Origin of the sequence: Prevotella sp. P2-180, from assembly GCF_002251435.1 — a bacterium.
In the GTDB taxonomy this organism is placed as follows: Bacteria; Bacteroidota; Bacteroidia; order Bacteroidales; family Bacteroidaceae; genus Prevotella.
Genome location: NZ_NPJI01000002.1, coordinates 70,631 through 96,595 on the forward strand (window position 1 = coordinate 70,631; position 25,965 = coordinate 96,595).

The window sequence follows — 25,965 nt, forward strand, 5'->3', positions numbered from 1 at the left end:
CGAAGAAAGGTACTGTCGAAAAAAGAAAAGACCTGCCACCAACGCAACTTGACTTTATTCACTTATATATATACAGTCAATAAAGTCAAGGCATCTTTATCGGATGACAATTTTGCGAGATTTGTAATTTGCGAAATTATTCTCCATATCCACCTTTATAAGTATGCAGGTAAATAGTCTATCCATATACTCTTATACCCGAAGGGGTGGTTTGTACCCACCTCATCAGCGCATATCGAAAACAATTTTTGCCGTGAAAAGAAGAAAAGACCTGCCACCTCACCAACCCATCCCCTTTGCATCACTTGACTTTATACCTCTTATATATAACAGATAATAAAGTAAAGTTGCCAACCAAGTTCTATACAAGCAGATGGGGTACTTTCAAAGTACTCCATCATCCGCAATCCACTTGACTTTATACCCCTTATATATATACAGACAATAAAGTGAAGTTATCCACTAAACTCTATACAAGCAGATGGGTTCGTTTCAACCGACACCATCCCTCACAATCCACTTGACTTTATACCTCTTATATATATACAGATAATAAAGTAAAGTTGTCTGTATATCCATATAAGAGAATGGGTATCGTTACAACAGCAGCCCATCCTATTTTCTCTTTTCACGGCATCCCTTTTATTTCTCTTCTCTTCCCTCATTTTGTCATCCAAACCGCACATTTGCACGTAAAAGCAAGTTAAAATCGTTAAATCTTCACTTTCCGTAAACCCACAAATAACACCCAATTCACTTTTCTACCGTATTAACTGCAAATAATTGGTAATCAATCACTTCTAAATACGCATCTTGTCAAAAACTGACAGCCATTAATTTTGGCTCTTCTTTGATTTCTATTGGACAATCCGCATTTAGTCAATGCAATATTTCTGCATTGACTTTACCAGAATCATTAGAGACAATCGGCAATGGTTCATTTCAATATAACAGTATTACTACATTAACCATACCAAACAGCGTAAAAAAGTTAGAAAGATATGCGTTTGCTTATTGCAATAATCTGTCAGAAGTAACAATCGGTAACTCATTAGAGGTAATTGGATCTTATGCATTTGAATACTGCAGCAATTTATCCAAAGTAACAATTGGTAATAAGGTTAAGACAATTGAAGAGTTTGCATTTCATGGTTGCACAATATTATCATCCATTGTTTTGGGAGAATCGCTACTTGTTATCGAGAACAATGCATTCAGCAGTTGTTCAAGCTTAACATCTATTACCTTGCCAAACACCTTGGTATCTATTGATTACAACGCATTCGCATCGTCAGGATTAACATCCATCAATATACCAAGTTCTGTTGCAAAAATCGGCACCCAAGCTTTTTCTGGATGCTATGCTTTAAAAGCAATAACAGTTGATGCAAATAATCCTTCTTATTGTGACATTGACGGAGTATTGTGTAACAAGACAAAACAAATATTGTATCAGTATCCCAATGCCAAGGGCAGCGATTACGAGATTCCAAACACAATCACAAAAATAGAAGAGTATGCATTCTCTCTATGTAAAGATGTTGAATCATTAACTATCCCGGCTTCTGTTGGTTCAATTGAAGGTAGAGCTTTAGAAGGCTGCAGTAATCTTAAAAAGATAACTTGTCTAAGAACAAGTCCAATATCTACAAATTTTGCAAGTTTTATTTATAGCCGATACAACATATTGCTATTTGTCCCCAAAGAGTCAGTTGATGCATATAAAAATGCAAAATATTGGAAAGATCTTATCATCAAGGCCATTGGCTCGGTTGCCGAGGACCTTTCTCTCAACAACTCCGAACTGACATTGAATGAGGGCGAGACCTATCAGTTGACATACACCGTATTGCCCGAGACAGCTGACGCCCCCACAGTGGAGTGGACATCAAGCAATCCCGAGATTGCCACTGTTGACGAGAACGGAAAAGTGACGGCAATAGCCCTGGGTTCTGCCACTATCACTGTCAAGACAACCGACGGCACCGACATCGCTGCAACCTGCAACGTGACTGTGCAAGAAAGTCCCAATACCGACATCACTACAATGGATGACGTTATCTATGTGGATCATGCCAAGGCACTCACAGGCAAGAGCGTCACCCTCTCACTGAAGATGAAGCACGAGATGAAGGTGGCAGGATTCCAGTTTAACTTAGTTTTGCCCGAGAACTTCACCATCGAGAACGTCACAAGAGGTGAGGGTATCAAGGGCTTGGATGACGACGATGAATATATCTACACATTCAACAACTCAGATAAGGAGGACGGTTCGAGATTCTTCCTCTGCTATTCAACCACCAACACAGCAATGCCTGAAGGCGACATTGAGATAGCCAAGGTTGTGGTAAATGTGCCGGAGGGAATTGAGCCAGGTGAATATGGTGTTATCCTGAAGAATGCGGAACTGGCATACGGCACTGAAAAGAAAGTGATTGACTATGTAAAGGGTAGTATCTCTGTGACCGACTATATCATAGGCGACGCCAACAACGACGGCATTATATCAGTTGTTGACATCACGGCAATCGGTCAGTATCTCCTCGATGGCGACAAGACGAACATCAACTTGGCGGCAGCAGACGCAAACGGTGATGGTGTTGTGTCAGTAGCTGACATCACAACTATAGCCGTAATGATTCTTAATGCCGAGAACACTGGCGTGAACGAAGGCATAATCGAAGGAAACGAACAATTGAATTAAAATTAACAATTTAAATAGATATAATTATGTATAAGAAGATTTTTTCAATCATATTGGCAGCTCTGTGCATCTGTGGCAATGCCATGGCACAGGGGACAGCCGACTTGGTGATAAACGACATCACTGCAGCCCCAGGCGAGACAGTGACAGTGCCCGTAACAATGACAGGCGTGGCTTCGGGCTTCCAGTTTGCGGTTTATCCTCCCGAGGGAGTGACACTGCAGAAGGTGAGCCGCGGTGACGCAGTGAAACTGAGAGACGACAGCGACGAGTATGTTTTCTCATTCAAGAGCGCCGAACGTCCCAACGGCGGTAGATTCGTGTTGTGCTATAGCATCGGTGTGCCGACAAACGAAGCCGGAGTGGTGGCTAACCTTACGTTTGTTGTTGGCGAAGATGTAGCCCCAGGCACATACGACATCGTCATGAAAGATGCAGAGTGTGCGCATGGTTCCAACATCCTCAGCACCTACAAGGAGAGGACATCCACTCTCACAGTCGCTGCCGCAACTGCCATAAAAGGCTTGAAGGCAGACCAGTTGCTTGAGGATGTGAAGGTGTATAACACTGCGGGGCAACTCGTAAAGAGCGTTGAAGGCAGCCAGACTGCCGGCGAGATAACCAAACAGCTGAACTCAGGCTCGTATATTCTGAAAAGTGACAAGGGAACATTCAAGGTTGTAAAGTGAAACATTTATTTTCTGAATAATAAAATAAAGAATTATGAAGAAATTTTTGGAAGGACAGGGGACAGCCCCCTGTCCTTCTGTATGTCCTTCTCCGCTGTAGGGGCTTTACTTTATGTAAGCCCGGCCAGTCCGCAAGGCATTTCGATGCTAAGTGAATTACAGGTACTGGAACATTGACCCGTCCTATTGTGACAGTGAGCCAGTGCCACTATAATTAATAGAACGTTTATCTGAGTCTTGACATTATGTCATTAAACTCATTTAGTTTGAGCACATTTACTTGTGGGAATGATATCTGTTTCAAAACATTAAAATGAGTATCCTCTGTCACGATATAATTAGCATTTGCTACAATGGCGCAATCAACGAACTTGTTATCATCAGGGTCTTTTTCAATTAATCCCCACCTAAAATGTGCTTCTAATTTAACTGTATTTGGAGCACGCAGGATTATCTCACAAATTAATTTGGCTATGTGAGATGTTGTCTTTAAAGCCAAAATCTCCTCATATTCCTCCATAATATCATTAGTAATACAGATTCGATATGAGCCATTAATAAAGTCTAACCACAAGTCATAAAAATGGCTCCTTCTGGATATTATTTGTATAAGACAATTTGTATCGAGTACAATATCCATAACTTCTCACTTATATGGTGTTCTAATATGCTCATGGCGAAGGGTTTCCAACGCCTTATCATCCAATGTGCCATTGTCCCAAAGAACATCAAGCTCTCTTTGAAGACGTTCATTGAGGAATGTAACCAATAACTTCTTCAGTTCTGACAAATCTTCATCTCTATCCAAACATGACATTACGTTGAGTACCTCTCTTTGCGCCGGATTCAATGCTACTGTCTGCATAATAATATCTTTAATAATTAATGCTGCAAAGTTAATCTTATTTTTTGAAACATAAATAAATGTGGAAGAATTATTCCTTATTATTACGATTATTTAACTGAATGGGTAAAAGAATCATAGGGACTGGCACATAAACCCGCTGCTCATTCTATTGGGCAAATTGCCGCAAAAAAAAATCATAGGATGCGGTCTTACACGAGGTAAGCCCCTACGTCGGCTGAGGCTGCGCATAAGCCGCGGGTGGTACGCCCACGCTCCCAGTGGCATCCGCATCGTACAAAGGCGAAATAAATCAAGGGTTATATGGCATGCTTACCATCAAGGGAACATACGGGCAGCAACTCATTCTTGGCATTCCCAACAACAATGTCAGGATGCAATACTATAACTTTCTGTTGGAAAACTATTCACCTGTATGCGACATCAACACCAAGGAGCTTGTCACCATGTTTTCACATATGGCGTTCGACGGCAATTGGCATGACGCATTATCAGTCGAAGCACAGTTACATCCTGAAACTGAAATACTTGTCGAAGTCGGATTATACCGAGAAGAAAGCCCAGGAGCAATGGGACGAGGCTGTCGAGCAAATCAACAGTTATGCCGTGGCCCCGAGGGTGGAAGCCTTGCGCCAGGGCACACAGTTGCATAAGATCATTATCCAGTTCTGCGGCTGGGACATGATTAAGATGAGGGAAGTGTAACTTCAATTTTCAATCTTCCCGTTGTTTCCGACCACGTAAACCGTTCCGTTTTCGATGAGGGCGGCGCGTCCTTTTTGTTTCAGGCGGTTTTCGAGGTTTTCTACGTTTACGGCAATGACGCGGGAGTTGTGGAGGAAGGTGATGTCGTCGAAGATAGTGTGTCCGACGAAGATGCGGTCGGCATTGTAGGTATCAAGTACGTAGGTGACGCCTTCTTCCGATATAGGGTCGTAGTCTTCTTCGTTTAAAACCATGCCACGATACCATAGTGGTCCGTCGCTGGCTATGAGATAATATCCGAGGGGATTTTGCACTTTCAGCTCCGATTTGTCGATATAGAGCGATTTGCTTATCTCTTCGTTTATTTCGGGTATTGAAAGTTGCATTCGCGCCATCTCCTCGCTGATGCCGGCATGCACAAAGAGGTTGCGGCCGATGGTCATCATGCTGTTTCGCGTGGAGAGCCATTTGCCGAGCTCTGTGTCGCGGGCGAGAAGGTCGCAGTATCTGGTGTTGAGTTTTTCGATGAGAAGCTTGTATTTGTTTTCTGTGTAGAGTATATTGTCGTAGAGCACCATGATGTCGTGGTTGCCGAGAAGATAGTCGGCACTGCCGCCGGCGTCTTCTGCTTCTTTCTCCAACTTGTATAGCAACCATAGAATCTGGGTGGCGTCGTCGCCGCGGTCAAAGATGTCGCCGATGACTACGAGCCTGTTGCTGCCGTATGTCCATTTGTAGTTGCTGTCGATCACGCCGTTGCCCTGGAGCATGGTCACGAAGCTGTCGAAGTCTGAGTGTGGGTCGGAGGTGACAAATGTCTTTGCGGTGATGTCACGGTTCCAGTCTGGCCTTTTTATTTCATGTAGTGTGACCGGGAAACGGTGTTTGCCGTCGCTTGAAACCACATTGAACGAATAGTTTGCCAGTAGCCGCTCAAATAGTTCTGTCTTGATGTTGCCTTTTTCGTCGACACTTATGATTTGAGTGGTTTCGTCGGGCTTGTAAATGATGTATGGGCCGTCTGAGGAGAGTTTGACTATCTGTTCAATATTTTCGTAGCTATCGGTGGCCTTTTGCGGTATAGGCAGTGCGCATCTGAAATATCGCCAGTAGAACCTAGTCTTTTGGCTTTGTGTGACAAAGTGTTTGGTAAGACTTATCTCCTTTTGTCCACTTTTGTCTCGTCGGTATACGTAGTCCCCGTCCCTTATTGCGTCGTAGAGTCTGTGTCCCTCGCCCACGAGTTCTTTTTGTCGCTGTTTGGACACTGTGCTTACCGTGATGTCTTGTCCTTGAACTGTTTCTTGGGGATTTGCACGCCTTACTATCGGGTCGAGGTATTTTATGGCGTTGTCGTTGTTGCCGAGTTTTGCTGCTGCTTCGGCGTTGAGATATGTTTCTGAAAGGCGCAGTAATGGTATGTTGGCGTATTCGGCTGTTTCTCCATCCTGTGGCTGATATGTGAAAATTGAAAGTTGAAAATTGAATAGCTGCGCCATGGAATGATGCGCAGCTATTCAATTTTCAACCTTCAACTTTTAATATTAAAATGTGTATCCGAGTGTCATCATGAGCTGATGGCGCTTGTCACTCACTTTCACGCTCTCTGGTATGTCCTCGAAGTAGTAGGGATTATAATATGGTGTGAAATCGCCTTCGGTGGTGTTGTATTGATATGCTATATCGAGGTTGAACTTGTCGAAACGATAGCCAAGACCGGCTGTAATGCGGTAGGTGGCATCCCAATTGGTATAGTCGGTGGACGATGAGTTGTAGACGCCTTGCGACGACAGGGTAAGGTCCTTGTAACCGCTTTTCTCATACATGGGCGACACGTAGTTGAAACCGAGGCGGATGGCTAATGCGGGGTCGGGACGGAACTCGCCTCCCACCTTCAGTGTGGACACGGCCTTGAGGCTCTTTGCGGTGTTGTAGTTCATCGCGCGGTCGCTACTGCTTGTCTCGTAGCCGTAGTAGTCGTAGCCGTCGATGATGCGCTGGTCGGTCTTCCCATAGTCGGCAAATTCGTATGACACGCCGAGGGCGAGGCTGCTGCCTACAGTGTGTCCGAGGCTTGCGCCAAACTTCCATGGTGAGTTGAGGCGGAAGTCGTAGTCGCCAGAACTCCAGCCCTGCGACCGGCGTCCGCTTTGGTTGTCCACCACGTGGAGCTCGGTATAGTTTGATGTGGTGAGGCTATAGAACACGGGCGAGCTTACCGAGAGTCCGAAGCGGAATGGGCTCTCTTCGATGGGGCGTACGATGATGCCTGCCTTGATGTCGAAGCCAGTGCCGGTGATACGACGCTCGTCGACCACGAGTGCGCCGCCGTAGTTGTCGGAGAATGTCTCGTCGTATTCTGAATATGAGTTGTAGTGGACGTCATGGATGCCAACTGTCATTCCGAGATAGACCCTGTCTTTGATATTGCCGCTAAGGTTGAGGTCGTAGCGTCCGATGTAGCCATACTGTTGTCGCAGCATGTTGTATGAGTCACTCTCATAAAATCCCCATTCAAGGTCAGAACCGGGAGAATATATTGTGTTGTTGAGATGCAGGATGTCGAGCTGGCTGCATGTGAGATTGTTGGAATATAGTCCATTGTCGTCTTCCTGCAGATCGAAAAGCTTATGATCGTGCTTGTCGTAGGTGATTTCGTGTTGCGACGATTTGTTCGCCCTTCCCGCAGCTTGGAGGATATGGTTGAAGTCGCGGCTTTTGGTGTAGTTGAAACCGAAGTTGAGGAATGAGTTGCGTCCGGTGCGCATGCTGTAAACGAATCCGGCTTGGTCGAAGCTGGCGTGTGTCTTGTCGGCACCTTCCATTTTTGCAGCGTCTTGTTGTGAGATGATGCCGAAGGAGAGACTTGCCGTTGAGTGTCGGAAGAGACCAATGCCAGCGGGATTGGTTCCCATGGTGGAGATGTCGGCACCGAGTGCTTCCATGGCTCCGCCCATTCCTACATAGCGTGCTGTTCCGTTGAGTTCTGGACGGAGTAGGGTTGCGTCCTGATATGTTTCCTGAGCTGTTGCCGTCAGGGCTGCGATAGCGAGGGCAACGATAGATAATTGTCTTTTCATAATGAGATTTGTCTTGTTTTACGATTTTTTATCTTCTTCTGCCATTACGTGCGCCGCCTCCAGAGAAGCCACCGCCACGACTGCCGCCGAACGAACCTCCGCTAATAGAGCCGCTTGAGCGGCTTCCTCCGAACGATCTGGAGCTATTGAAACTGCTGGAAGAACGCGTGGAGGTGCTGTTGCGGGAGAAACTGCTATTGGTGTTTTGGCGGTCGTACCATCTGTTTACGGTAGATGTGGTTCTTCCTGCATTTCTTGCCCCGTTGTTGATGCGGTCGCGTGTGGATATGTCTGACGAGAAGGCGCGGCTTGATGTACGGTTGAAATTAGAAGTTGAGCTTGAGAGGCGGTTGGTGCCATTTGGCAATGAGCCAAATGACTGACGGCTTGTTCCCCGGCTTCGGAATGAGGAAGAGGCCATGTCGTATGAACCGCCACCGCCTATCACCACATGATGGTGGGGATAGTAGCCGCCCCAATAGCCGTAGTACCATGGGTCGTACCAGCCATACCAGCCTCCGTACCATCCACCATGCCATGGGCCATACCATCCACCATACCAGCTGCTGTAAAGCCATGGGTCGTACCATCCGTACCATGAGGAGTAGTACCACGGGTCGTAGAACGAGCTCCATCCATACCAGCGGTTGAAACGTCCGTCGGTGTAGCCATTCCAATAGGCGTTGCTCACCGCATAGTCGTCCCAGCGGCTCATGTTTCTTGTGTACTTATAATCTTCTTGTTGTTCCATAAGAGCAAGTGAGTCGGGGTATTCGCCCTTTATGGAGTCGAAGTTGATGACATCGTTTGCGGTGGTGTCGTTGTTTATAGGTTCCACTGTGCTGCGTAACCTTCGGTTGTATTCGTCTACGTTGCGGTTGCTGCCACAGTAATAAGTGTCCTTGGGCATTCCGTATTCTTTGGAAGCTTTGTTTACATTTTCTCTTGTAGGGACAAAATACATGTCGTCTTGGGCTGATGTAGCCATGGGCATAAGCATGATGGCTGAAATAGTAGATAATAATATTTTTTTCATATTGTCTCCTTTTTATTTTATTACTTTCGTGCAAACTTACGAAAATATTCTGAATAACTAGTTACTTTTCTGCAAAAATAGTGTTAAACACTCAATAAATTAACTTTTTTGCCGTGTTATAGTTTGTTTTTTCCACTATTTTTAATATATTTGCAGAAAAATTTTAAGCGTATGATAAACTTTCCAATAGCAAAGATCAATTTAGGACTGAATGTGGTGAGAAAGCGTGAAGACGGATATCACGATTTGGAGACTGTGTTTTATCCTGTAGGTATAAAAGATGCTCTTGAAGTATATGAGATGGACGAGAGATTTCCTTCTGATGTGGATTGCGACTTGAAGGTGACCAACATTTCCATTGAAGGCGACGAGCAGAAGAATCTTGTGGTTAAAGCCTACAAACTACTTGCGGAAAAATATAAGTTGCCGCGAGTGCATGCCCATTTATATAAGGCCATTCCGACGCAAGCCGGGATGGGAGGTGGGTCGAGCGACTGTGCATACATGTTGCTTGCGCTGAATGAAATGTTTGGTTTGGGAATGTCTCAACAGGAGATGATTGACCATGCCGCGAAGTTGGGGGCCGACTGTGCTTTTTTCATTATGAGTCGTCCGGCATACGCTGAGGGCATTGGTGAGAAGTTGGTGCCTATCGACTTGAATTTGGATGGATATTACCTTTGTGTGGTGCGTCCGGACATTCCCATTTCCACACGCGAGGCTTTTTCGCTTATAAAGCCTTGTGCCACGGTGAAGAAGTGTTGTGATATAGTGCGCCAGCCCATTGAGACATGGCGTGACGAGCTTACCAACGATTTTGAGAAGAGTGTGTTTTCTCTTCATCCGGAGATTGGCGACATAAAGGAGAAATTATATGATTCCGGCGCTGTCTATGCTGCCATGAGTGGCAGTGGAAGCAGTGTTTTCGGCATTTTTAGAGAGAGAGTAGACTTGACAGGACAGTTTGAAGGCATGTTCTGTAAAACGGAAGAGTTTAATAAATTAAAAATTAAAAATTAAAAGATTAACAATGCTTACTCCTCTTTCACAGTTTCACTTGCATGAATACTGGGAAGTGGTCGGAGTAGGTGAGGGGGAGCTTGTAGTAGTTGAGACCTTCTATGCTCTTGTCGTGGAAGATATAGTCGATGCGTACGGCTTTGCTTCCGCGGTAAGTGTACATAAATCCACTGCCACACTCTTTGAAACCATCTACCATGTTGCCAAGCATTGTGTTGTAGACATAAGAGTAAGGCACGTCGTTGAAGTCGCCGCAGAGAATGCAAGGAAGATTGCTATTACGTACTTCGTTAGACACGATGGCTGCCTGGCCTGCCCTGATAATCATGCCAAGGGTATAGTTACCGTAGATGGCGTTTACGAGTGCGTTTGTCTCCACTGTCTGTCCTCGGTTTATCATTTTGTTGGCTTGGTGGAGGGTGCGGTTGAAGCCTGTGGTTTCGAGATGTACGTTGAACACCCTTACTTGCTTGCCTTTTATGTCAATGTCCGCCCACATGGCACTATTGTTTGTCTGTTCAAACTCCATGGTTTTTGAGCCCTTTATCGGGTAGCGGCTGAATATGGTCATGTCAGCCTTTCCGGTGGCATGATATGGGAAATAGCCTTTATAGATATCGTTGTTCTTATTGTCGCCTACCTCGTTGTTGTACTCCTGTATGCAAAGAATGTCCACATGTTCTTTTTTCATCTCGGCTAGTATGTCGTGAGATATGAAAGATGTAGCTTCCCGACCGAATCTGGCGACGTTGTAGCTTGCAATTTTCACATTTTCCTGTGTTGGGTCTATATCAGCCAAGGAACCTGGCTGGTAGAGGCAACCGATGTATGGAATGCAGCAAAGCAAGGTAATCACAGGTATGGCAGTGACTATCCAATGTCTCACGATGAGCCAGTAAATAAGCATAATGGCATTGGCTGCAATGAGAATAGGCAGGATATATACGAGCATGGCCGATGCGGTGTGCCCGACAGGGTTGCTGTCTCCTCCGAAAAGACCTACGAAGGTGAATATGGACAGAACGAGTTGTATGATAAGAAACATCAGTGAGATGTACCTTTTAACTGCAAGTTTTCCCATAAGGATATTTTTTTTAGAGTTTAATGAGTAAAAGACTCTACTTCGATGTATAGTGCTCAAGTATCCTAAGTAATTCTTCCACCTTGAATGGTTTGGCAATGAATTCGTCGCATCCGGCTTCCTTTGCCATCGCTATGCTGTCGGTCAAGGCGTAAGCGCTTAGGGCAATGACAGGCACGTTGGGGTTTACCTCTTTAATGATTCTTGTAGCATCGATGCCGTCCATGTCGGGCATTCTGATGTCCATAAGTACGATGTCGGGGTTTTCATCTTCGTTCATGGTAACTGCCTCCACACCATTTCGTGCCCTGATGATTCTGTATCGGTTTGCGAGTACATTTTTTACCAGTTCGTAGTTACATTCCTCGTCTTCAGCCACAAGCACGAGTTTTAGTTTGCTGCTGTCGGCTATAGGTGATGTGTGGAGTGTACGTGTGAGGATGGGGTTTGTCTTGGTTGCAAAGGCTGAAGTGGCGTATGTGCCGTCAAATGGCAGTACAAAGGTAAAAGTGGAACCTTTTCCTAATACGGAGTGTACATTGATTTTTCCTCCAAGTTTCTCAATAATAATCTTGCTTAGTGGCAGTCCGAGTCCGAAACCATTTTTTTTAGTCTCTGCGTCTTTTGACACATAAGTGTGGAAGATGCTTTCAAGGTCTTCTTCGGCTATGCCCGTGCCAGTGTCGCTTACATAGAACACAATTTGGTTATTTGCCTCGTCAACTCTATATCCATAAGTGATGCCGCCCCTTTGTGTGTGTTTAAGTGCATTGCTTATGAGGTTGCAATATACTTGTGTGAGGCGGTTGGGGTCGGTTTTCAAAAGAACGGCCTTTTCAGGCATTTCTGCATTGAAGAAGATGTTGTCGGGACAACGGAACTTGAATATTTGTTTGATATTTTCACAAATTTCGTTTAAGTTGCTAAGACAAAGCTTCATGGTTATTTCTCCCGACTCAACCCTTGAGAGGTCGAGGATTTCGTTAATGAGAGCCAGTAGTCGATTGTTGTTGCTTTCAACGATTTCCAAAAATTTCATACGTTCCTCAGGGGAGTCTGTTTCTGCAATGACTCTTGAGAATCCCTCAATAGCATTAAGGGGAGTACGAATCTCATGACTCATATTGGCAAGAAAGAGAGATTTCATCTTGCTTGCCTTTTCCGCCTTGTCGATTTGTTCCTTATAGTCCTTTAGCTTAGATAGCACTTCGTCTCTCTCTCTTTGGGCTTTGAGGTATAATTTTTTGGTTTCTTCGAGTTCGGCTTTTAATTTTATGACAGTTTCGTTATGAACCATAAATTGCGTCTTTATGTTATTTTGTTGCAAAGATACGAATAATTATTTAAAATCAAAACAATTTTTCCGTTTTTTTTAGGCTCTTTTTGCTTTTTCCCATGTTCCGCCTTGTTTTTTTGTAAGATAGGCTATTCCTTTAAACACATTTGCGTTCATAAATAGGAAATAATATGGGACGTAGAGTAGTTTGTTTTTCTTTCCTTTAGCTGCAAGTGTCTGACCGGCAAAGGCTGCGAGGTAGAACAGCAGTTGAAGTATCCATATGATGTTGTATACCGGATGTTGGTTGTCGATGACGAGTATTACGTTCAGTGGTATGAGAAGCAGTAGTGCAAAGGGTGTGATTGTCCATCTCAACACCCGGTGAGACACAAACTGGAAAGCAGTGAGCGGGTGGGTGAATGGGTTCATGAGGCTTCGAAGTCGCCAACAGCTTTGCAGTCCGCCGGCAGCAATGCGTTTTTTTCTTTTGCTTTCCTCATTGATGTCGGCGGAGCCATATTCCATGGCGTATGCATCGCTGGTGTATGCGATTTTATATCCTCGTTTAAGTATGAGCATTGAGAGGATAAAGTCGTCCAGAAGGGTGTCTTCCGGCATTTCCTCGAACAAGGTTGTGCGTATTGCACACAATTCTCCGGCTGCACCCATTGCGGAATGCAGTTCCGAGTCGAGCCTTTTAAGGCAGCTTTCATATTTCCAGTATAGTCCTTCTCCTTCGGCTGCCGATTGCTTGTCGTCGCGGGCCATGACACGTTTTTCACCTGCCACACATCCCACCTTAGGGTTTTTCATTTCAGCTACTATTACTTTCATGGCTTGGTCGTTGAGCATGGTGTTGGCATCGGTCATTGCCACGATGTCTGTTTTCACCTCTTTGATGCCATGGTTTAGAGCTGCTGTTTTCCCTTTTCTTTCCGGTTTGAAAGCCACTGTGACGTTGTCATATTTTGCCAGTCGCTGGTTCGTCAAGTCGTTGCTTCCGTCTGTGACCCACAACACATGGAGTTTTTCTTTTGGGTAGTCGAGTGCGTTTGTGTTCTCCATTTTTTTGTCCACGATATCCTCTTCGTTGTATGCGCATATCATGAGTGTCACGTGTGGCAGTTCCGTTTCAGTTTCACTGTCCCGTTTCTCTGGACGCACAATTCTTTTGAGCTTTACCAGTAGATAAAGCACGATGGCGTAGCCGATATATGTGTAGAACACGAGAAAAATACAAATCCAAAATGTTGTTGTCATAGTTGTTTGTCTTCCCTCATAAATACTATTTGGTCTCAATTTCTTCCTTCATGTCAATGAAGTTTCCCTCACGATCATAGAACTCATATTGCAAGAAAGCGAGTTTTTGAGATGATATTACCGATATGCCCAAGCCATATTTCATCTGCCATCTTCGTTTTATGGAGAGGAAACCTTCGTTGATGTATGCGGCAACGTAGGGATGAACGTGCAATTTAAATTTCTTGATACCTATCTTATTGACAAGTTGGTCGATTTTGCTTTCCAATTGGTCTGTGAAGAGTATGCTTGACTTTATTTTTCCGCGTCCGAAGCAAGTAGGGCATGTTTCTTCTACGTTTACGTCCATTGCCGGTCTCACCCTTTGTCTTGTAATTTGCATGAGTCCGAACTTGCTTAGAGGCAGGATATTGTGTCTTGCTCTGTCTTTTTGCATATTCTTGCACATTCGTTCGTAGAGCATTTGTCTGTCTTCTGCGAGATTCATGTCAATGAAGTCGACCACGATAATTCCTCCCATATCACGTAGTCGCAGTTGGCGTGCCAATTCGTCGGCAGCTCCCAGGTTCACTTCAAGTGCATTTTGCTCTTGTCCGTTTTCCGAACGAGTTCGGTTTCCGCTGTTGACATCCACCACGTGAAGGGCTTCAGTGTGTTCAATAATAAGATAAGCGCCACGTTTGTAGTTTACTGTTTTTCCAAACGCCGACTTCATCTGTTTTGTCACATTGAAGTTGTCAAAAATAGGCACAGTACCATTGTATTTCTTCACGATGTCGACTTTGTCTGGAGCGATTAGTCCGACGTAGTCTTTCACTTGTTGGTAAATGTCATCGTCGTTGACGTGTATGCCGTCGTATGTAGGGTTGAAAAGATCTCTCAGCAGTGCTACAGCCCTGCTTGTTTCCTCAAATATTATTTGTGGTCTGGCTGTTGTTTTCTGTACCAGTTTAATGGCTTCCTCCCATCTCTTAAGCAGAATTTTCATTTCTGCGTCGAGTTCAGCTACTCTTTTTCCTTCAGCCGATGTTCTTACTATTACACCGAAGTTTTTTGGTGTTATGCTTTGGATAAGTTGTTTGAGTCTTGTTCTTTCCTCACCTTTTTTTATTTTCGACGATACCGATACTTTGTCGTAGAATGGCATAAGGACCATGTATCTTCCAGCAAAGCTGAGTTCGCAAGTCAGTCTTGGCCCTTTTGTCGAGATAGGTTCTTTTACGATTTGCACGAGCACCTCTTGTCCCACTTTCAGTACGTTTTGCACACTGCCGTCTTTTTTCAGGTCAGGCAGTTTTGTGGCCTTTGAGAATGGGTAGAGTTTTTTTCTGTCGCTTTGTACCTGCTTTAGGTATTTTTCGTAAGAGCTGTATTGAGACCCCAAATCAAGATAATGAAGGAACGCATCTCTTTCGAATCCAACGTCGACGAAGCATGCGTTAAGTCCTGGCATGAGTTTTTTAACCTTTGCCACATAAATATTCCCCACGGAGAATGAAGCCGAACGAGGTTCGTTCTGGTATTCCACCAGACTTTTGTCCTCAAGCAGAGCTATAGAAATCTCTTTCGGCTGGACGTCAATAATTACTTCGCTTGTCATTTCTGTTTTAGGGTTTCACTGTTAGTTGATACAAAAAAGGGTGCGCTGACTCATCTCTCTCTTATATTTGAAATTTGTCAGCACACTCCTCTCATTTTTTTGCTGTAGAGAACAGTAGGTTGCAATTTACTTGCTCTTGTGTCTGTTCTTTCTCAGTCTCTTTTTACGCTTGTGAGTAGCCATCTTGTGGCCCTTCTTTTTCTTTCCGTTTGGCATTGCTTTAAGAAATTAAATTATTAATAATGTTTACTGTTGCATTTTTGCAATGAAGCTCTTTGAAGGTTTGAAAGCCGGGAAATCATGAGCCTCAATGATTATTGTTGTCTGCTTTGATATATTGCGTGCGGTTTTTTGAGCGCGGTGCTTTACGATGAAGCTACCAAATCCGCGAAGATATACATCTTCTTTTCTTACTGCCAGGCTCTGTCTTACTTCTTCCATGAATGCTTCAACAGTAGCTGCTACCGCTTTCTTGTCAAGACCAGTGTCTGCCACGATCTTGTCGATCATTTCTGCTTTTGTCATTGTCTGTCAATATAAATTTGTTATATATTTTTATTTTTGTTATTACTTTCGGACTGCAAATATACTGATTTTCAGTGATAAACAGAAATTTATTTTGATTTTTTTTCTAAAAAACACAAATATTTTTCCAATATGCGTGTTTTTTTTACCATTTACAAGAACTACACATATTTATATATATATGAGTGTCTTGTAAATGGCTTATTATTGTTTGTACGTTAATGTCACATTTTGTTATTTCATCTGGGAGGTGATGCGTCCCTTCACTTTGTCGACGTACGCGTCTATCACGGCCACGGCGGTAATGTTCACTACCTCGCGTACGCTGCTGCCGAAGTCAATGAAATGGATTGGCTTGTTGAGTCCCATCTGGATCGGGCCGATGATTTCAACATCGGTGTTCATGGCCTGCAGCATTTTGTATGAAGAGCGTGCGCTGGTGAGGTTGGGGAATATCAGTGTGTTGACATCCTCACCATAAAAGCGGCTGAATGGATACATGTCATCGCGCATCTCACGGTTGAGGGCAAAGCCTATCTGTATCTCACCGTCGATAAGCATCGATGGGTCTTCAGTCTGAAGGCGGGCTACTGCCTTGCGCACCTTCTGTGTGCCTTCAGTGTTGTCTGAACCGAAGTTAGAGTGGCTGATCATTGCAATCACAGGTTTCTCGTTGAAGAAACGGACGGCTGTGGAGCTGAGCTTGGCCAAGTCGATGAGCACGTCGGTTGTGGGGTTCTGGTTGATGAGTGTATCGGCAATGAATAATGGGCCACGAGGTGAATTGATGATGTGCATAGTGCCGAAGTTATTGTATTCAGGTCGGATACCGATAATTTCCTTTGCCACCTTGATAGTGTTGGAGTATTTGGTGTAAAGACCTGTGATAAAGGCATCGGCCTCGCCAGTTTCAACCATCATCATTCCGAAGTAGTTGCGCTCGAACATCTTGTCGTTGGCCTCCTGGTAAGTGTATCCATCGCGCTGACGCTTCTGTGTGAGGATGCGTGCGAAACGTTCGCGGCGTTCTGCCTCGCGGTCGTGGCGCAGGTTAATTACCTCGATACCTTCAAGGCTAAGGTCGAGTTCCTTTGCGAGCTTTTCTATGCGCTCGTCGTTGCCGAGCAATATTGGTTGGCAGATGCCTTCAGACTTTGCCTGGACTGCCGCCTTGAGCATGGTGGGATGGATGCCTTCTGCAAACACAACACGCTGTGGATGGTTGCGTGCGGTGTCGTAGAGCTTTTGTGTGAGCTTGGTCTCTTGTCCGAGCAACTCGCGCAGGCTATTCTTGTATTCTGCCCAATTGGTGATAATTTTTCGAGCCACACCGCTCTTTATTGCTGCCTTTGCCACGGCTGCCGACACTTCGGTGATGAGACGAGGATCGACGGGTTTCGGAATGAAATAGTCAGGCCCGAAAGTGAGGTTGTTGACGTGGTATACATCGTTTACTACATCTGGCACGGGTTGCTTTGCAAGGTCGGCAATGGCAAGCACGGCTGCCATCTTCATCTCTTCGTTGATGGCGGAAGCGTTCACGTCGAGGGCTCCGCGGAAGATGTATGGGAAACCGATCACATTGTTTATCTGATTTGGATAGTCGGAGCGTCCGGTAGACATCAGAACGTCGGGGCGGCTGTCCATGGCGTCCTCATAGCTTATTTCAGGTACGGGGTTGGCGAGGGCGAACACGATGGGCTGGTCGGCCATTGAGCGTATCATGTCTTTCGTAAGCACGTTGCCCTTTGACAGTCCTACGAAAACGTCTGCGCCATTTACGGCCTCTTCCAGTGTGTGGATGTCGCGGCGGTCGGTAGCGAAAAATTTCTTCTGTTCGGTAAGGTTCGTACGGTCGCTAGTGATAACTCCCTTTGAGTCTAGCATCACGATATTTTCCTTCTTTGCACCGAGAGCCATATAGAGTTTTGTGCACGAGATGGCAGCCGCACCGGCACCGTTGACAACGATTTTTACCTTTTCTATGTCTTTCCCGTTCACTTCGAGTGCGTTTTTCAGACCGGCGGCTGAAATGATGGCTGTTCCGTGTTGGTCATCGTGCATAACGGGTATGTCGAGTGTGCGCTTAAGTCTTTCTTCTATGTAGAAACACTCAGGGGCCTTGATGTCCTCAAGGTTGATGCCGCCAAAAGTTGGTGCGATTTTCTCTACTGCCTCGCAAAACTTTTCCGGGTCTTTCTCGGCCACCTCGATGTCAAAAACGTCTATGCCTCCGTAAATCTTGAATAGCAGTCCTTTTCCTTCCATCACGGGCTTGCCGCTGAGAGCTCCGATGTCGCCGAGTCCTAAAACGGCTGTTCCGTTGCTTATCACTGCCACCAGGTTGCCTTTGTCGGTGTATTTGTAAGCTGCGTCTGCGTTATCCTGAATTTCGAGGCATGGATATGCCACTCCAGGCGAATAAGCCAGGCTTAAGTCAGTTTGGGTTCTGTAAGGCTTAGTTGGCTTTACTTCAATTTTACCGGGCCTTCCATTCTCGTGGTATTCGAGAGCGGCCTCTTTAGAAATTTTGACCATACGTAAATATATATTTAATTGTTACAAAATATGCCGGTTTTGTGTGAAAAACTAATATGTTTACTTAGTTTTGTTTAATTTTGGGCGCAAAGTTAATAAAAATGTTCCAAAAAGTGCCATTTTTTTTAATTATTTAGTACCTTTGTACGCAAAAAAGATATAAATGATGTACGGAACAAGACATAATACGACTTATAGACTGGGTTTGAAACAGAAAATACTGTCAACCGCCATTGAACTTTTCAACGAGCGGGGAGTAAGGGCTGTGAAGATGGACGACATTTCTAGCGAGTTGTCCATCTCAAAGCGGACTTTGTATGAAATATATGAGAACAAGGAAGAATTGCTCTATGAGTGTGTGAAAAACAAGTATGAGGATTCGGAAGTTGTGTTGGCAAAGATTGCCAAGGATTCAAAAACCGTGATAGACATACTTATCAAAATATACAGGTTGAAGGTGGAGGAGCTGAAAAATGTGCATCCTTCTTTTTATACCGAGATGGGGAAGTATAAGAAAATCATGGCTTATCTTGACGACCAGAACAAAAACAGGAAAAAACAGCAGGTGGAATTCATAAAGCGTGGTATAAGTGAAGGTTATTTCCGTACAGACGTAAACTATGATCTTGTGCTACAGCTTTTCGACGTCTCCAGCCGTTACGTGTTCTGCAATTATGCAACAATTAACTGTCAGATGGAGCAGTTGTCATATAACCTCATGTTCGTGTTTCTTAGAGGCTTTTGCACGTTGAAAGGGGTGAAGGAACTTGATTTCTTCCTCGAAAACGACGAGGAGATGATCAGGCAAAGACAGAGTCTTTCAAATAATGAAATAGTTCAAATTGACAAATCATGAAAAAAACATTCATCTTATTTTTTTCAGTGCTTATGATGACGCAAAACGTCTTGGCTGAAAAACTCGACATTAAGAGTATCACGAGTGGAGATTTTAGGGAAGAAAACATGGCAAGTCTTATGCCTATGGCTGACGGGGAATCGTATACACAGGTGAGCCCCGATGGTACGAAAATTTTGAAGTTCTCGTTCAAAACCGGAAAACAAACTGGTGTTATCTTCGACCTTAACAGCGTGAGAGGACCGAAAATCAGAATCGAACGCATCGACGGATATATATTCTCGCCAGACGGAAAGAGAATACTCATTCAGACTGACACTCGATACATCTATCGACGTTCGTTCACTGCCACCTATTATATATATGAGGTGGAGAACAACAGAATGGGACCTCTGTCGGTGGGTGGCGAACAGCAGACTCCATTGTTCTCGCCCGACGGAAATATGATTGCTTTTGTGCGAGACAACAACATCTTCCTCATAAAACTGCTCTACGACAATGCAGAGAGTCAGGTGACAACAGACGGAAAGAGAAACTCCATCATCAACGGAATACCTGACTGGGTGTATGAGGAGGAGTTCTCTACAAATCGCAGTATGGTGTTCACCGCCGACAGCAAGCAGATTGTATGGATAAAATACGACGAGTCGAAGGTGAAAGAATTCACCTTCCCATGGTTTAAAGGAGCTAACCCTTCGCGCGACGAATATCTAACGTATCCTGGAAGCTATGTCTATAAGTACCCGAAGGCGGGAGAAGACAACTCAAAGGTGGCTGTATACAGCTTCGACATTAAGTCGCGAAAGACAAGGAAAATGGAAGTACCACTTGACGAAGACGGTTACATACCGCGCATAACTATGACAAGCGACCCGACAAAGGTGGCGGTGTTTACCATGAACCGACATCAGGACGACATGCGTATCTATATGGTTAACCCGCTTACCACAATCGCCAAACTTGCGGTGCAGGACAAGGTAGAGAAATATGTAAAGCAGGAAGCGATGTGTGCCGTGACGTTCACCGACAACCACATTTTAGTGCCAAGCGACCGAGACGGATTTACCCATCTCTATCTATATACACTTAACGGACAGCTGAAACGCAGAGTGACAAAGGGCAATTTTGAGGTGACAGACGTATATGGAATGGACGAGAAAACTGGCGACGTGTATTATGCCGCCAATTGCATAGGACCACAGGACAAACAGGTATATGTCTCTCATGCCAATGGCAAGACTGAAAGGCTCACTGGAAAGGAAGGACAGAACGACGCAGTGTTCAGCAAAGGCTTTCGTTATTTCATCAATGTATGGAACGACATCAACAACCCTTCTGTATACACCCTTAACGACAATCGTGGACGCCTTCTCCGTACAATGATTGACAACAAGGCACTGAAGCAGAAGTACGATTCTTATGGATTCGGAACAAAAGAACTTTTCTCTTTCACTACTTCTGAAGGTGTGAAACTGAACGGATGGATGGTGAAGCCTTCAGGTTTCAATCCTTCAAAACGATATCCCGTCATCATGTATCAGTATGGAGGACCGGGAAGTCAGCAAGTTCTGAACTCATGGGGCATTGGTGCTGTACGACAGGGGGCCATACTTGAACAGTATATGGCCCAACAGGGATATGTCGTGGTTTGTGTAGACAACCGTGGCACAGGCGGCCGAGGCGCAGAATTTGAGAAATGTACATACCTCCGTCTTGGAGAGAAAGAGTCGGCCGACCAAGTAGAGACTGCTATCTGGCTTGGACAGCAAAGCTATGTAGACAAAGACCGAATAGGAATGTGGGGATGGAGCTATGGCGGATGGAACACCTTGATGAGCATGAGCGAGGGACGACCAGTGTTCCGTGCCGGTGTGGCAGTGGCACCGCCCACATGCTGGCGTTACTACGACACTATCTATACCGAACGCTATATGCGCACACCGAAGGAGAATGCCTCTGGATATGACCAGGTAAATCCCATAGCGCGAGCTTCAAGACTCCATGGCTCGCTCCTTATTTGCCATGGTATAGCCGACGACAATGTCCATTTCCAGAATTGCGCCGAATATTCTGAAGCTCTCGTCCAGGCCGACAAGGACTTTAAGGAAAATATATACGTAAACCGAAATCATGGCATTAGTGGCGGAAATACCCGCAACCATCTCTATAGGCAGATTATGAATTGGTTTGATCAGGAGATGAAGTAATTCACTTATTTATCAACTTATAAAAACATTACTGAAATGAAAAAAACAATTACTGTAATTGTCAGCGCATTGATGTTGTTGCCATTGGCAGCATCAGCGAAGGCTAAGAAAAAAACTAAGGTACAGCCACAGCCAGTACCTACGATCGAAATCGTAAAAAAGGTGAACGACAAGTGGCAGGCTACTAATTCACCCAAGGTGCGCTCTTTTTGGGACGACGCTGCCTATTTTACCGGAAACATGGAAGCGTACAAGCTCACAGGTTGTGCCCGTTATCTCGAGTTTAGTGACAAATGGGCGCGTCACAACCATTGGAGCGGGGCTACGGAAAAAGACCATTCCAAGTGGCTATACAAAAACTACGGCGAGTCGATGCAGCATGTGCTCTTCGGAGACTGGCAGATTTGCTTCCAGACATATCTCGACATGTATGAGATGAATCCTGACCCCTACAAAATCGAGAGAGCAAAGGAAGTGATGGGATATATGGTGAACTCAAAGGAAAACGACTATTGGTGGTGGGCTGACGCTCTATACATGGTAATGCCAGTGTTCACCAAACTTTATAAGGCAACCGGCGATGTGAAATATCTCGACAAACTCTACGACAATCTGATTTATGCCGACAAATTGATGTTTGACGCAGAGGCAAAACTTTATTTCCGCGACGGACGATATGTATATCCAAAACACAAGACCGACCTTGGAAAGAAAGACTTCTGGGCTCGTGGAAACGGATGGGTGTTGGCTGGATTGGCAAAAGTGCTTGCCGACATGCCCGAATGTTACAAACATCGTGACTTCTTCCTTCAGCGCTATCTGCAGCTTGCTGAAGGTGTGGCATCATGCCAACAGAAAGAAGGCCACTGGACACGATCTATGCTCGACCCCGAACAGGCTGAAGGATATGAGACCAGCGGTACTGCTTTCTTCGCATATGGATTCTATTGGGGTATGAACCATGGATTGCTCGATCGTGCCAAATACCAGCCAGTGGCAGACCTCGCATGGAAATATCTGTCAGAGACTGCACTCCAGCCCGACGGCACTGTGGGATATGTACAGCCAATTGGCGACCGTGCCATTAAAGGACAGTTCCTTGGTGTTAAAAACGTTACTAACTTCGGCACAGGTGCATTCCTTCTTGCTGCTTGTGAGAGAGTGCGTTTCGAGGATGCTACAGTGAATCCTGACGACAACAAAGCATTCAAGGTGGTGGTGAATAACAATAGCGACATTCAGCGACAGGAAGTGGTTGAGATTGAGGCAAAAGAAGTTTACTCTCGTCTCGGCATACAAGGCGGACGACAGTTCGTTGTCACAAACGCTCTTGGTCAGCAAGTTCCATACCAGCTTACCTACGATGGAAAACTACTCGTTGAGGCTGCTGTACGTCCAAAAGGTAAGACCGTCTTTACAATTGCCAAGGGTGAGCCTACACTTTACCGCAACACTTGCTATGGACGTATGTATCCTGAGCGTGTTGACGACATAGCATGGGAGAACGACCGTACCGCTTACCGCTGTTACGGCCCTGCCCTGCAGAAAAGTGGGGAACGTGCTTTTGGCAACGATGTGTGGTTGAAGAATACACCAGAACTCGTGGTTGAACAGCGCTATTTTGTAGAAGATACCACAAAGCCTATCATTGCAGAACTGAAGAAGAAAGACCCCGCAAAGGCAAAGGCTCTTGAGATGAAGACAAGCTACCATTATGACCATGGCAACGGACTTGACTGCTACAAGGTAGGACCGACACTTGGATGTGGCGCGCCGGCAATACTCGAAGGTGACGACCTCGTATATCCATACTGCTACACATCATACGAACTGCTCGACAATGGTCCATTGCGCTTTACAGTGCGTCTTGATTATGGCGAGACAACGCTGAAGAATGGCGACAAGGCAATAGAGCATCGTGTGTTGAGCCTCGACAAGGGACGTCATCTCAACCGCATGACCGTAAGTTATAGCGGCATCACACAGTCAGTTGACGTATGCTCGGGTGTAGTCATCCACAGCGAGGATATTGAGAGTGTGATGCTTGACAATCATGCTGTGCTATATGCCGATCCGACCGACAACCCCCAGGGACAGAATTTCCAAATCTATGTTGGAGCCTTCTTCCCCGGTGAAGGCATCACCACTTGCAAGAAGATGTTTGACGAGCCAAAGAATGGCGCTGCCGGACATGCCCTTGGAGTGAAGAAAGGGCTGAAGGCCGACGAGCCGTTTACCTACTATTTCGGTTCTGCATGGAGCAAGTACGACTGCCGCAACATGCTTGAATGGACTGCCCGTATGGGCTTGGAGAGCGAAAGCATCAATAATCCATTGAAGGTTACAATAGAGTAACATTATTAAGATTTGGGAAGTTAAAAACAGAAACTTGCAATAATTATGGTTAAACACATTATTCTCTGGACATTGAATCCGGAATTGTCGGCTGAGGAGAAGGCTGAGATAAAGAAAGGTATAAAAGAAGGCCTTGAAGGACTTCTTGGTCAGGTGCCTGGTCTTGTAGATGTGAAGGTGAACATTGACAGACGTTTGGATTCATCCAACTGCGATGTCATGTTAGACAGTACGCTTGAAAGTGTTGAGGCACTGAAGGCATATGCTGTTCATCCTGCTCATGTGGCAGTGGCCGACACTAAAGTACGTCCCTATACCGTACAGCGTACATGTCTCGACTTTGAGGTGTGAGGTGTTTGGAAGAGGGTAGAGTCTACTTTCTACCCTCTACACCTTAAATCTAATGTACGCCCTGTCGTCGAAAGAGTTGAAATCTTTTTTGAATGCTTTGGTGGCTTTGAAAGTGTCGATGTTCAAGGGGTCTCGTTTGCGTTGTTCGGCCAGTGCGCGTTCCGACTCCTCTAATGAGGGATGAAGGAATGGATAGCCGTCTGAGGCAAGCACTATAGTCCATTTGCTGAAGTCAAGGGGAATGACACGCACTTTTTGTCGTGGAATAGGGAAACCATCAATGACAGAATATGTCACGTTTTGGTTTTTCATCTCTTCAATCAATTGTGGAAGTATAGCCTCGCGTGCAATGTCGTGTTCGAGTAAGCTTTCGGTGGTTTCTAGTCCTTTGTCTATAAGACGTCGCGCTTCCTTTGCACGCTTTTCTGCCATTATGGCTTCCGATGGTTTCGGATTGTCAAAATAGTTTTCGCCTATGAGACATTGGCAGTCACCGATCATCCATATCTCACGCCTTAAGCGACTATATACAATGCACGAGGCAGTGAGACGCTCCTCAGGATGCTTGGCATACAGTTCGCGGTGGCGTCGGCCATATTTGCTTGCAATGGCAGCGGTCACACCCTTGCAAAACTCAGCAGAGGTGGTTTTAGCCGGCATTCGTCTTATGTATTTTGCCACTGTCTTTGCCGCGCATCGTCCGTTAGACAGCCACCATCTCACCCTCCTCTTTGTTTTGCTCGTACTACCGTCTATCACGGCAATGAAGTCATCGGTCGTTACGATAAGGTCTTCGCTTTTGCCCTTTGGGTCTTTCCCTATTATCTGTTGTTCTATTATTTCCATTTTTGTTTTTTGCTTGTTGGCTTTTGTGCCTTGTCATATCAAGTGCCGGACGTTGTTGCGTGTTGTTCCATAGCTTGGCAATGAGGTCTCCGCGTCCTAAAGCCCGAAGAGAGCGTTCTATGTCGCGACGCATCTCTGGTTTATACCAGAAGAAATATTGTCGTTGGCGGAGTTTCTCTTCTTGGGTCTTGGCACTAAACACAGGTTCGAGAGTGTATGGGTCATATCCCGTATACCATGCCTCTGTACTGATGGTCATTGGGGTAGGGGTGAAGTCCTGTACCTGTTCGAGATGAAAGTCGAGGTCTTTTGTTATTACGGCCAGTTCAGCCATATCTTCTTCATGACAGCCTGGATGGCTTGAGATGAAGTATGGTATGATTTGCTGGTGCAATCCGCATTCTCCATTTATTCTGTCGAACAAGCGTTTGAAGTCGCGGAACTGCTGGAATGGTGGTTTCCTCATTTGCCGTAACACGTTGTCTGCCACATGTTCAGGTGCCACTTTCAGTCGTCCGCTGACATGTCGTTCAATCAGCTCTCGGGTATATTCAGCCGCTGCGCGGTTAGCGTTTTCGTCTTTCGACCGGTAAAGCAGTAAGTCATAGCGCACTCCGCTTCCGATATAGCTCCTTCTGATGCCTGGCAATGCGTCCACTGAGCGATAGATGTCGATGAGTTTGGAGTGGTCGGTATTGAGGTTTGGACAGATCTGAGGGTTGATGCAGCTTGGCCTGGTGCATTTCTCGCATGCCTTTTTGTTTCGTCCGCCCATTCCATACATGTTAGCCGATGGGCCGCCGAGGTCAGACAGGTTACCTTTGAAGTCTGGCATTTCTATTACCTGTCTTACTTCTTTCAGTATGCTTTCCTTCGAGCGGCATGTGATGAATTTTCCCTGGTGTGCTGATATTGTGCAGAAGGCACATCCGCCAAAGCAGCCACGATGAATGTTTACCGAGAATTTT

21 protein-coding genes are annotated in these 25,965 nt (G+C 45.3%); 8 read left to right on the top strand and 13 right to left on the bottom strand.

Going from position 1 to position 25,965, the window contains the following annotated elements:
* Window positions 1-793: 793 nt before the first annotated feature.
* Together CIK98_RS00390 and CIK98_RS00395 are read left to right on the top strand one after the other, a co-directional pair.
* Window positions 794-2,704, top strand: coding sequence for a leucine-rich repeat protein (locus CIK98_RS00390; RefSeq protein WP_256387745.1), 1,911 nt, complete (start codon window positions 794-796; stop codon window positions 2,702-2,704).
* Window positions 2,705-2,730: 26 nt separating this feature from the next.
* Complete coding sequence (locus tag CIK98_RS00395) at window positions 2,731-3,393, top strand: cohesin domain-containing protein (protein ID WP_094382326.1); 663 nt, start codon at window positions 2,731-2,733, stop codon at window positions 3,391-3,393.
* A 226-nt stretch (window positions 3,394-3,619) separates the two neighbouring features.
* Here CIK98_RS00395 and CIK98_RS00400 read toward each other — a convergent pair whose 3' ends face one another.
* The gene (locus CIK98_RS00400; RefSeq protein ID WP_094382327.1) at window positions 3,620-4,033 is read right to left on the bottom strand and encodes a putative toxin-antitoxin system toxin component, PIN family; all 414 of its coding nucleotides are present in this window, start codon (window positions 4,031-4,033) and stop codon (window positions 3,620-3,622) included.
* Window positions 4,034-4,039: 6 nt separating this feature from the next.
* Window positions 4,040-4,258 carry a hypothetical protein gene (locus CIK98_RS00405; protein ID WP_094382328.1) on the bottom strand — a complete coding sequence of 73 codons (219 nt, stop codon included), beginning with the start codon at window positions 4,256-4,258 and terminating at the stop codon, window positions 4,040-4,042.
* A gap of 480 nt (window positions 4,259-4,738) precedes the next feature.
* Here CIK98_RS00405 and CIK98_RS18575 point away from each other — a divergent pair, with 480 nt between their 5' ends.
* Entirely contained in the window at window positions 4,739-4,963 is a 225-nt protein-coding gene (locus tag CIK98_RS18575; RefSeq protein ID WP_253249593.1) for a PD-(D/E)XK nuclease domain-containing protein, read from the top strand.
* A gap of 2 nt (window positions 4,964-4,965) precedes the next feature.
* Here CIK98_RS18575 and CIK98_RS00415 read toward each other — a convergent pair whose 3' ends face one another.
* From CIK98_RS00415 to CIK98_RS00425, 3 genes are read right to left on the bottom strand one after another with little or no spacing between them, the layout of a single operon-like run.
* A complete protein-coding gene (locus CIK98_RS00415; protein WP_094382329.1) occupies window positions 4,966-6,462 on the bottom strand; it encodes a RagB/SusD family nutrient uptake outer membrane protein in 1,497 nt (498 codons plus the stop codon).
* 45 nt (window positions 6,463-6,507) lie between these two features.
* Window positions 6,508-8,043: an OmpP1/FadL family transporter gene (locus CIK98_RS00420; protein ID WP_094382330.1), complete on the bottom strand. Its 1,536-nt coding sequence runs from the start codon at window positions 8,041-8,043 to the stop codon at window positions 6,508-6,510.
* Window positions 8,044-8,071: 28 nt separating this feature from the next.
* Window positions 8,072-9,079, bottom strand: coding sequence for a hypothetical protein (locus CIK98_RS00425; RefSeq protein ID WP_141210337.1), 1,008 nt, complete (start codon window positions 9,077-9,079; stop codon window positions 8,072-8,074).
* A 171-nt stretch (window positions 9,080-9,250) separates the two neighbouring features.
* Here CIK98_RS00425 and ispE point away from each other — a divergent pair, with 171 nt between their 5' ends.
* Window positions 9,251-10,099, top strand: coding sequence for a 4-(cytidine 5'-diphospho)-2-C-methyl-D-erythritol kinase (gene ispE / locus CIK98_RS00430; RefSeq protein WP_094382332.1), 849 nt, complete (start codon window positions 9,251-9,253; stop codon window positions 10,097-10,099).
* Between the two features lie 25 nt (window positions 10,100-10,124).
* Here ispE and CIK98_RS00435 read toward each other — a convergent pair whose 3' ends face one another.
* The 6 genes from CIK98_RS00435 to CIK98_RS00460 form a co-directional block, all read right to left on the bottom strand.
* Window positions 10,125-11,180: an endonuclease/exonuclease/phosphatase family protein gene (locus tag CIK98_RS00435; protein ID WP_094382333.1), complete on the bottom strand. Its 1,056-nt coding sequence runs from the start codon at window positions 11,178-11,180 to the stop codon at window positions 10,125-10,127.
* 37 nt (window positions 11,181-11,217) lie between these two features.
* Window positions 11,218-12,477: a response regulator gene (locus tag CIK98_RS00440; protein WP_094382334.1), complete on the bottom strand. Its 1,260-nt coding sequence runs from the start codon at window positions 12,475-12,477 to the stop codon at window positions 11,218-11,220.
* Between the two features lie 75 nt (window positions 12,478-12,552).
* The gene (locus CIK98_RS00445) at window positions 12,553-13,719 is read right to left on the bottom strand and encodes a glycosyltransferase family 2 protein (protein ID WP_094382335.1); all 1,167 of its coding nucleotides are present in this window, start codon (window positions 13,717-13,719) and stop codon (window positions 12,553-12,555) included.
* Window positions 13,720-13,744: 25 nt separating this feature from the next.
* Window positions 13,745-15,319, bottom strand: a complete 1,575-nt coding sequence (locus CIK98_RS00450; RefSeq protein ID WP_094382336.1) for an Rne/Rng family ribonuclease — start codon at window positions 15,317-15,319, stop codon at window positions 13,745-13,747.
* 246 nt (window positions 15,320-15,565) lie between these two features.
* A complete protein-coding gene (locus CIK98_RS00455; protein ID WP_094382337.1) occupies window positions 15,566-15,844 on the bottom strand; it encodes an HU family DNA-binding protein in 279 nt (92 codons plus the stop codon).
* Between the two features lie 234 nt (window positions 15,845-16,078).
* The gene (locus tag CIK98_RS00460; protein ID WP_094382338.1) at window positions 16,079-18,382 is read right to left on the bottom strand and encodes an NADP-dependent malic enzyme; all 2,304 of its coding nucleotides are present in this window, start codon (window positions 18,380-18,382) and stop codon (window positions 16,079-16,081) included.
* 163 nt (window positions 18,383-18,545) lie between these two features.
* Between CIK98_RS00460 and CIK98_RS00465 the strand changes: the two genes are divergently transcribed.
* From CIK98_RS00465 to CIK98_RS00480, 4 genes are read left to right on the top strand one after another with little or no spacing between them, the layout of a single operon-like run.
* The gene (locus CIK98_RS00465) at window positions 18,546-19,238 is read left to right on the top strand and encodes a TetR/AcrR family transcriptional regulator (RefSeq protein ID WP_094382339.1); all 693 of its coding nucleotides are present in this window, start codon (window positions 18,546-18,548) and stop codon (window positions 19,236-19,238) included.
* The gene (locus CIK98_RS00470) at window positions 19,235-21,445 is read left to right on the top strand and encodes a S9 family peptidase (RefSeq protein WP_094382340.1); all 2,211 of its coding nucleotides are present in this window, start codon (window positions 19,235-19,237) and stop codon (window positions 21,443-21,445) included. Before CIK98_RS00465 ends, CIK98_RS00470 begins: the two co-directional genes overlap by 4 nt.
* A gap of 36 nt (window positions 21,446-21,481) precedes the next feature.
* A complete protein-coding gene (locus tag CIK98_RS00475; protein ID WP_094382341.1) occupies window positions 21,482-23,800 on the top strand; it encodes a DUF4861 family protein in 2,319 nt (772 codons plus the stop codon).
* Window positions 23,801-23,845: 45 nt separating this feature from the next.
* On the top strand, window positions 23,846-24,151 hold the full coding sequence (locus CIK98_RS00480; protein ID WP_094382342.1) for a Dabb family protein: 306 nt from the start codon (window positions 23,846-23,848) through the stop codon (window positions 24,149-24,151).
* A 36-nt stretch (window positions 24,152-24,187) separates the two neighbouring features.
* Here the strand turns inward: CIK98_RS00480 and CIK98_RS00485 are convergent, their stop codons facing one another.
* Together CIK98_RS00485 and CIK98_RS00490 are read right to left on the bottom strand one after the other, a co-directional pair.
* On the bottom strand, window positions 24,188-24,997 hold the full coding sequence (locus CIK98_RS00485; protein ID WP_094382343.1) for a hypothetical protein: 810 nt from the start codon (window positions 24,995-24,997) through the stop codon (window positions 24,188-24,190).
* Window positions 24,921-25,965, bottom strand: a 1,045-nt coding sequence (locus CIK98_RS00490; RefSeq protein ID WP_141210338.1) for a DUF3362 domain-containing protein, incomplete at its 5' end; no start/stop codon positions are given. The genes CIK98_RS00485 and CIK98_RS00490, both read right to left, overlap by 77 nt.

Bases quoted from the DNA above. Each gene is read 5' to 3' on its own strand.
- CIK98_RS00475 (WP_094382341.1), top strand. From the start codon at position 21,482: ATGAAAAAAACAATTACTGTAATTGTCAGCGCATTGATGTTGTTGCCA.
- CIK98_RS00400 (WP_094382327.1), bottom strand. From the start codon at position 4,033: ATGGATATTGTACTCGATACAAATTGTCTTATACAAATAATATCCAGA.
- CIK98_RS00445 (WP_094382335.1), bottom strand. From the start codon at position 13,719: ATGACAACAACATTTTGGATTTGTATTTTTCTCGTGTTCTACACATAT.
- CIK98_RS00460 (WP_094382338.1), bottom strand. From the start codon at position 18,382: ATGGTCAAAATTTCTAAAGAGGCCGCTCTCGAATACCACGAGAATGGA.
- ispE (WP_094382332.1), top strand. From the start codon at position 9,251: ATGATAAACTTTCCAATAGCAAAGATCAATTTAGGACTGAATGTGGTG.
- CIK98_RS00440 (WP_094382334.1), bottom strand. From the start codon at position 12,477: ATGGTTCATAACGAAACTGTCATAAAATTAAAAGCCGAACTCGAAGAA.
- CIK98_RS00470 (WP_094382340.1), top strand. From the start codon at position 19,235: ATGAAAAAAACATTCATCTTATTTTTTTCAGTGCTTATGATGACGCAA.
- CIK98_RS00405 (WP_094382328.1), bottom strand. From the start codon at position 4,258: ATGCAGACAGTAGCATTGAATCCGGCGCAAAGAGAGGTACTCAACGTA.
- CIK98_RS00465 (WP_094382339.1), top strand. From the start codon at position 18,546: ATGATGTACGGAACAAGACATAATACGACTTATAGACTGGGTTTGAAA.
- CIK98_RS00415 (WP_094382329.1), bottom strand. From the start codon at position 6,462: ATGGCGCAGCTATTCAATTTTCAACTTTCAATTTTCACATATCAGCCA.
- CIK98_RS00435 (WP_094382333.1), bottom strand. From the start codon at position 11,180: ATGGGAAAACTTGCAGTTAAAAGGTACATCTCACTGATGTTTCTTATC.
- CIK98_RS00425 (WP_141210337.1), bottom strand. From the start codon at position 9,079: ATGAAAAAAATATTATTATCTACTATTTCAGCCATCATGCTTATGCCC.
- CIK98_RS18575 (WP_253249593.1), top strand. From the start codon at position 4,739: ATGACGCATTATCAGTCGAAGCACAGTTACATCCTGAAACTGAAATAC.
- CIK98_RS00485 (WP_094382343.1), bottom strand. From the start codon at position 24,997: ATGGAAATAATAGAACAACAGATAATAGGGAAAGACCCAAAGGGCAAA.
- CIK98_RS00420 (WP_094382330.1), bottom strand. From the start codon at position 8,043: ATGAAAAGACAATTATCTATCGTTGCCCTCGCTATCGCAGCCCTGACG.
- CIK98_RS00450 (WP_094382336.1), bottom strand. From the start codon at position 15,319: ATGACAAGCGAAGTAATTATTGACGTCCAGCCGAAAGAGATTTCTATA.
- CIK98_RS00455 (WP_094382337.1), bottom strand. From the start codon at position 15,844: ATGACAAAAGCAGAAATGATCGACAAGATCGTGGCAGACACTGGTCTT.
- CIK98_RS00480 (WP_094382342.1), top strand. From the start codon at position 23,846: ATGGTTAAACACATTATTCTCTGGACATTGAATCCGGAATTGTCGGCT.
- CIK98_RS00395 (WP_094382326.1), top strand. From the start codon at position 2,731: ATGTATAAGAAGATTTTTTCAATCATATTGGCAGCTCTGTGCATCTGT.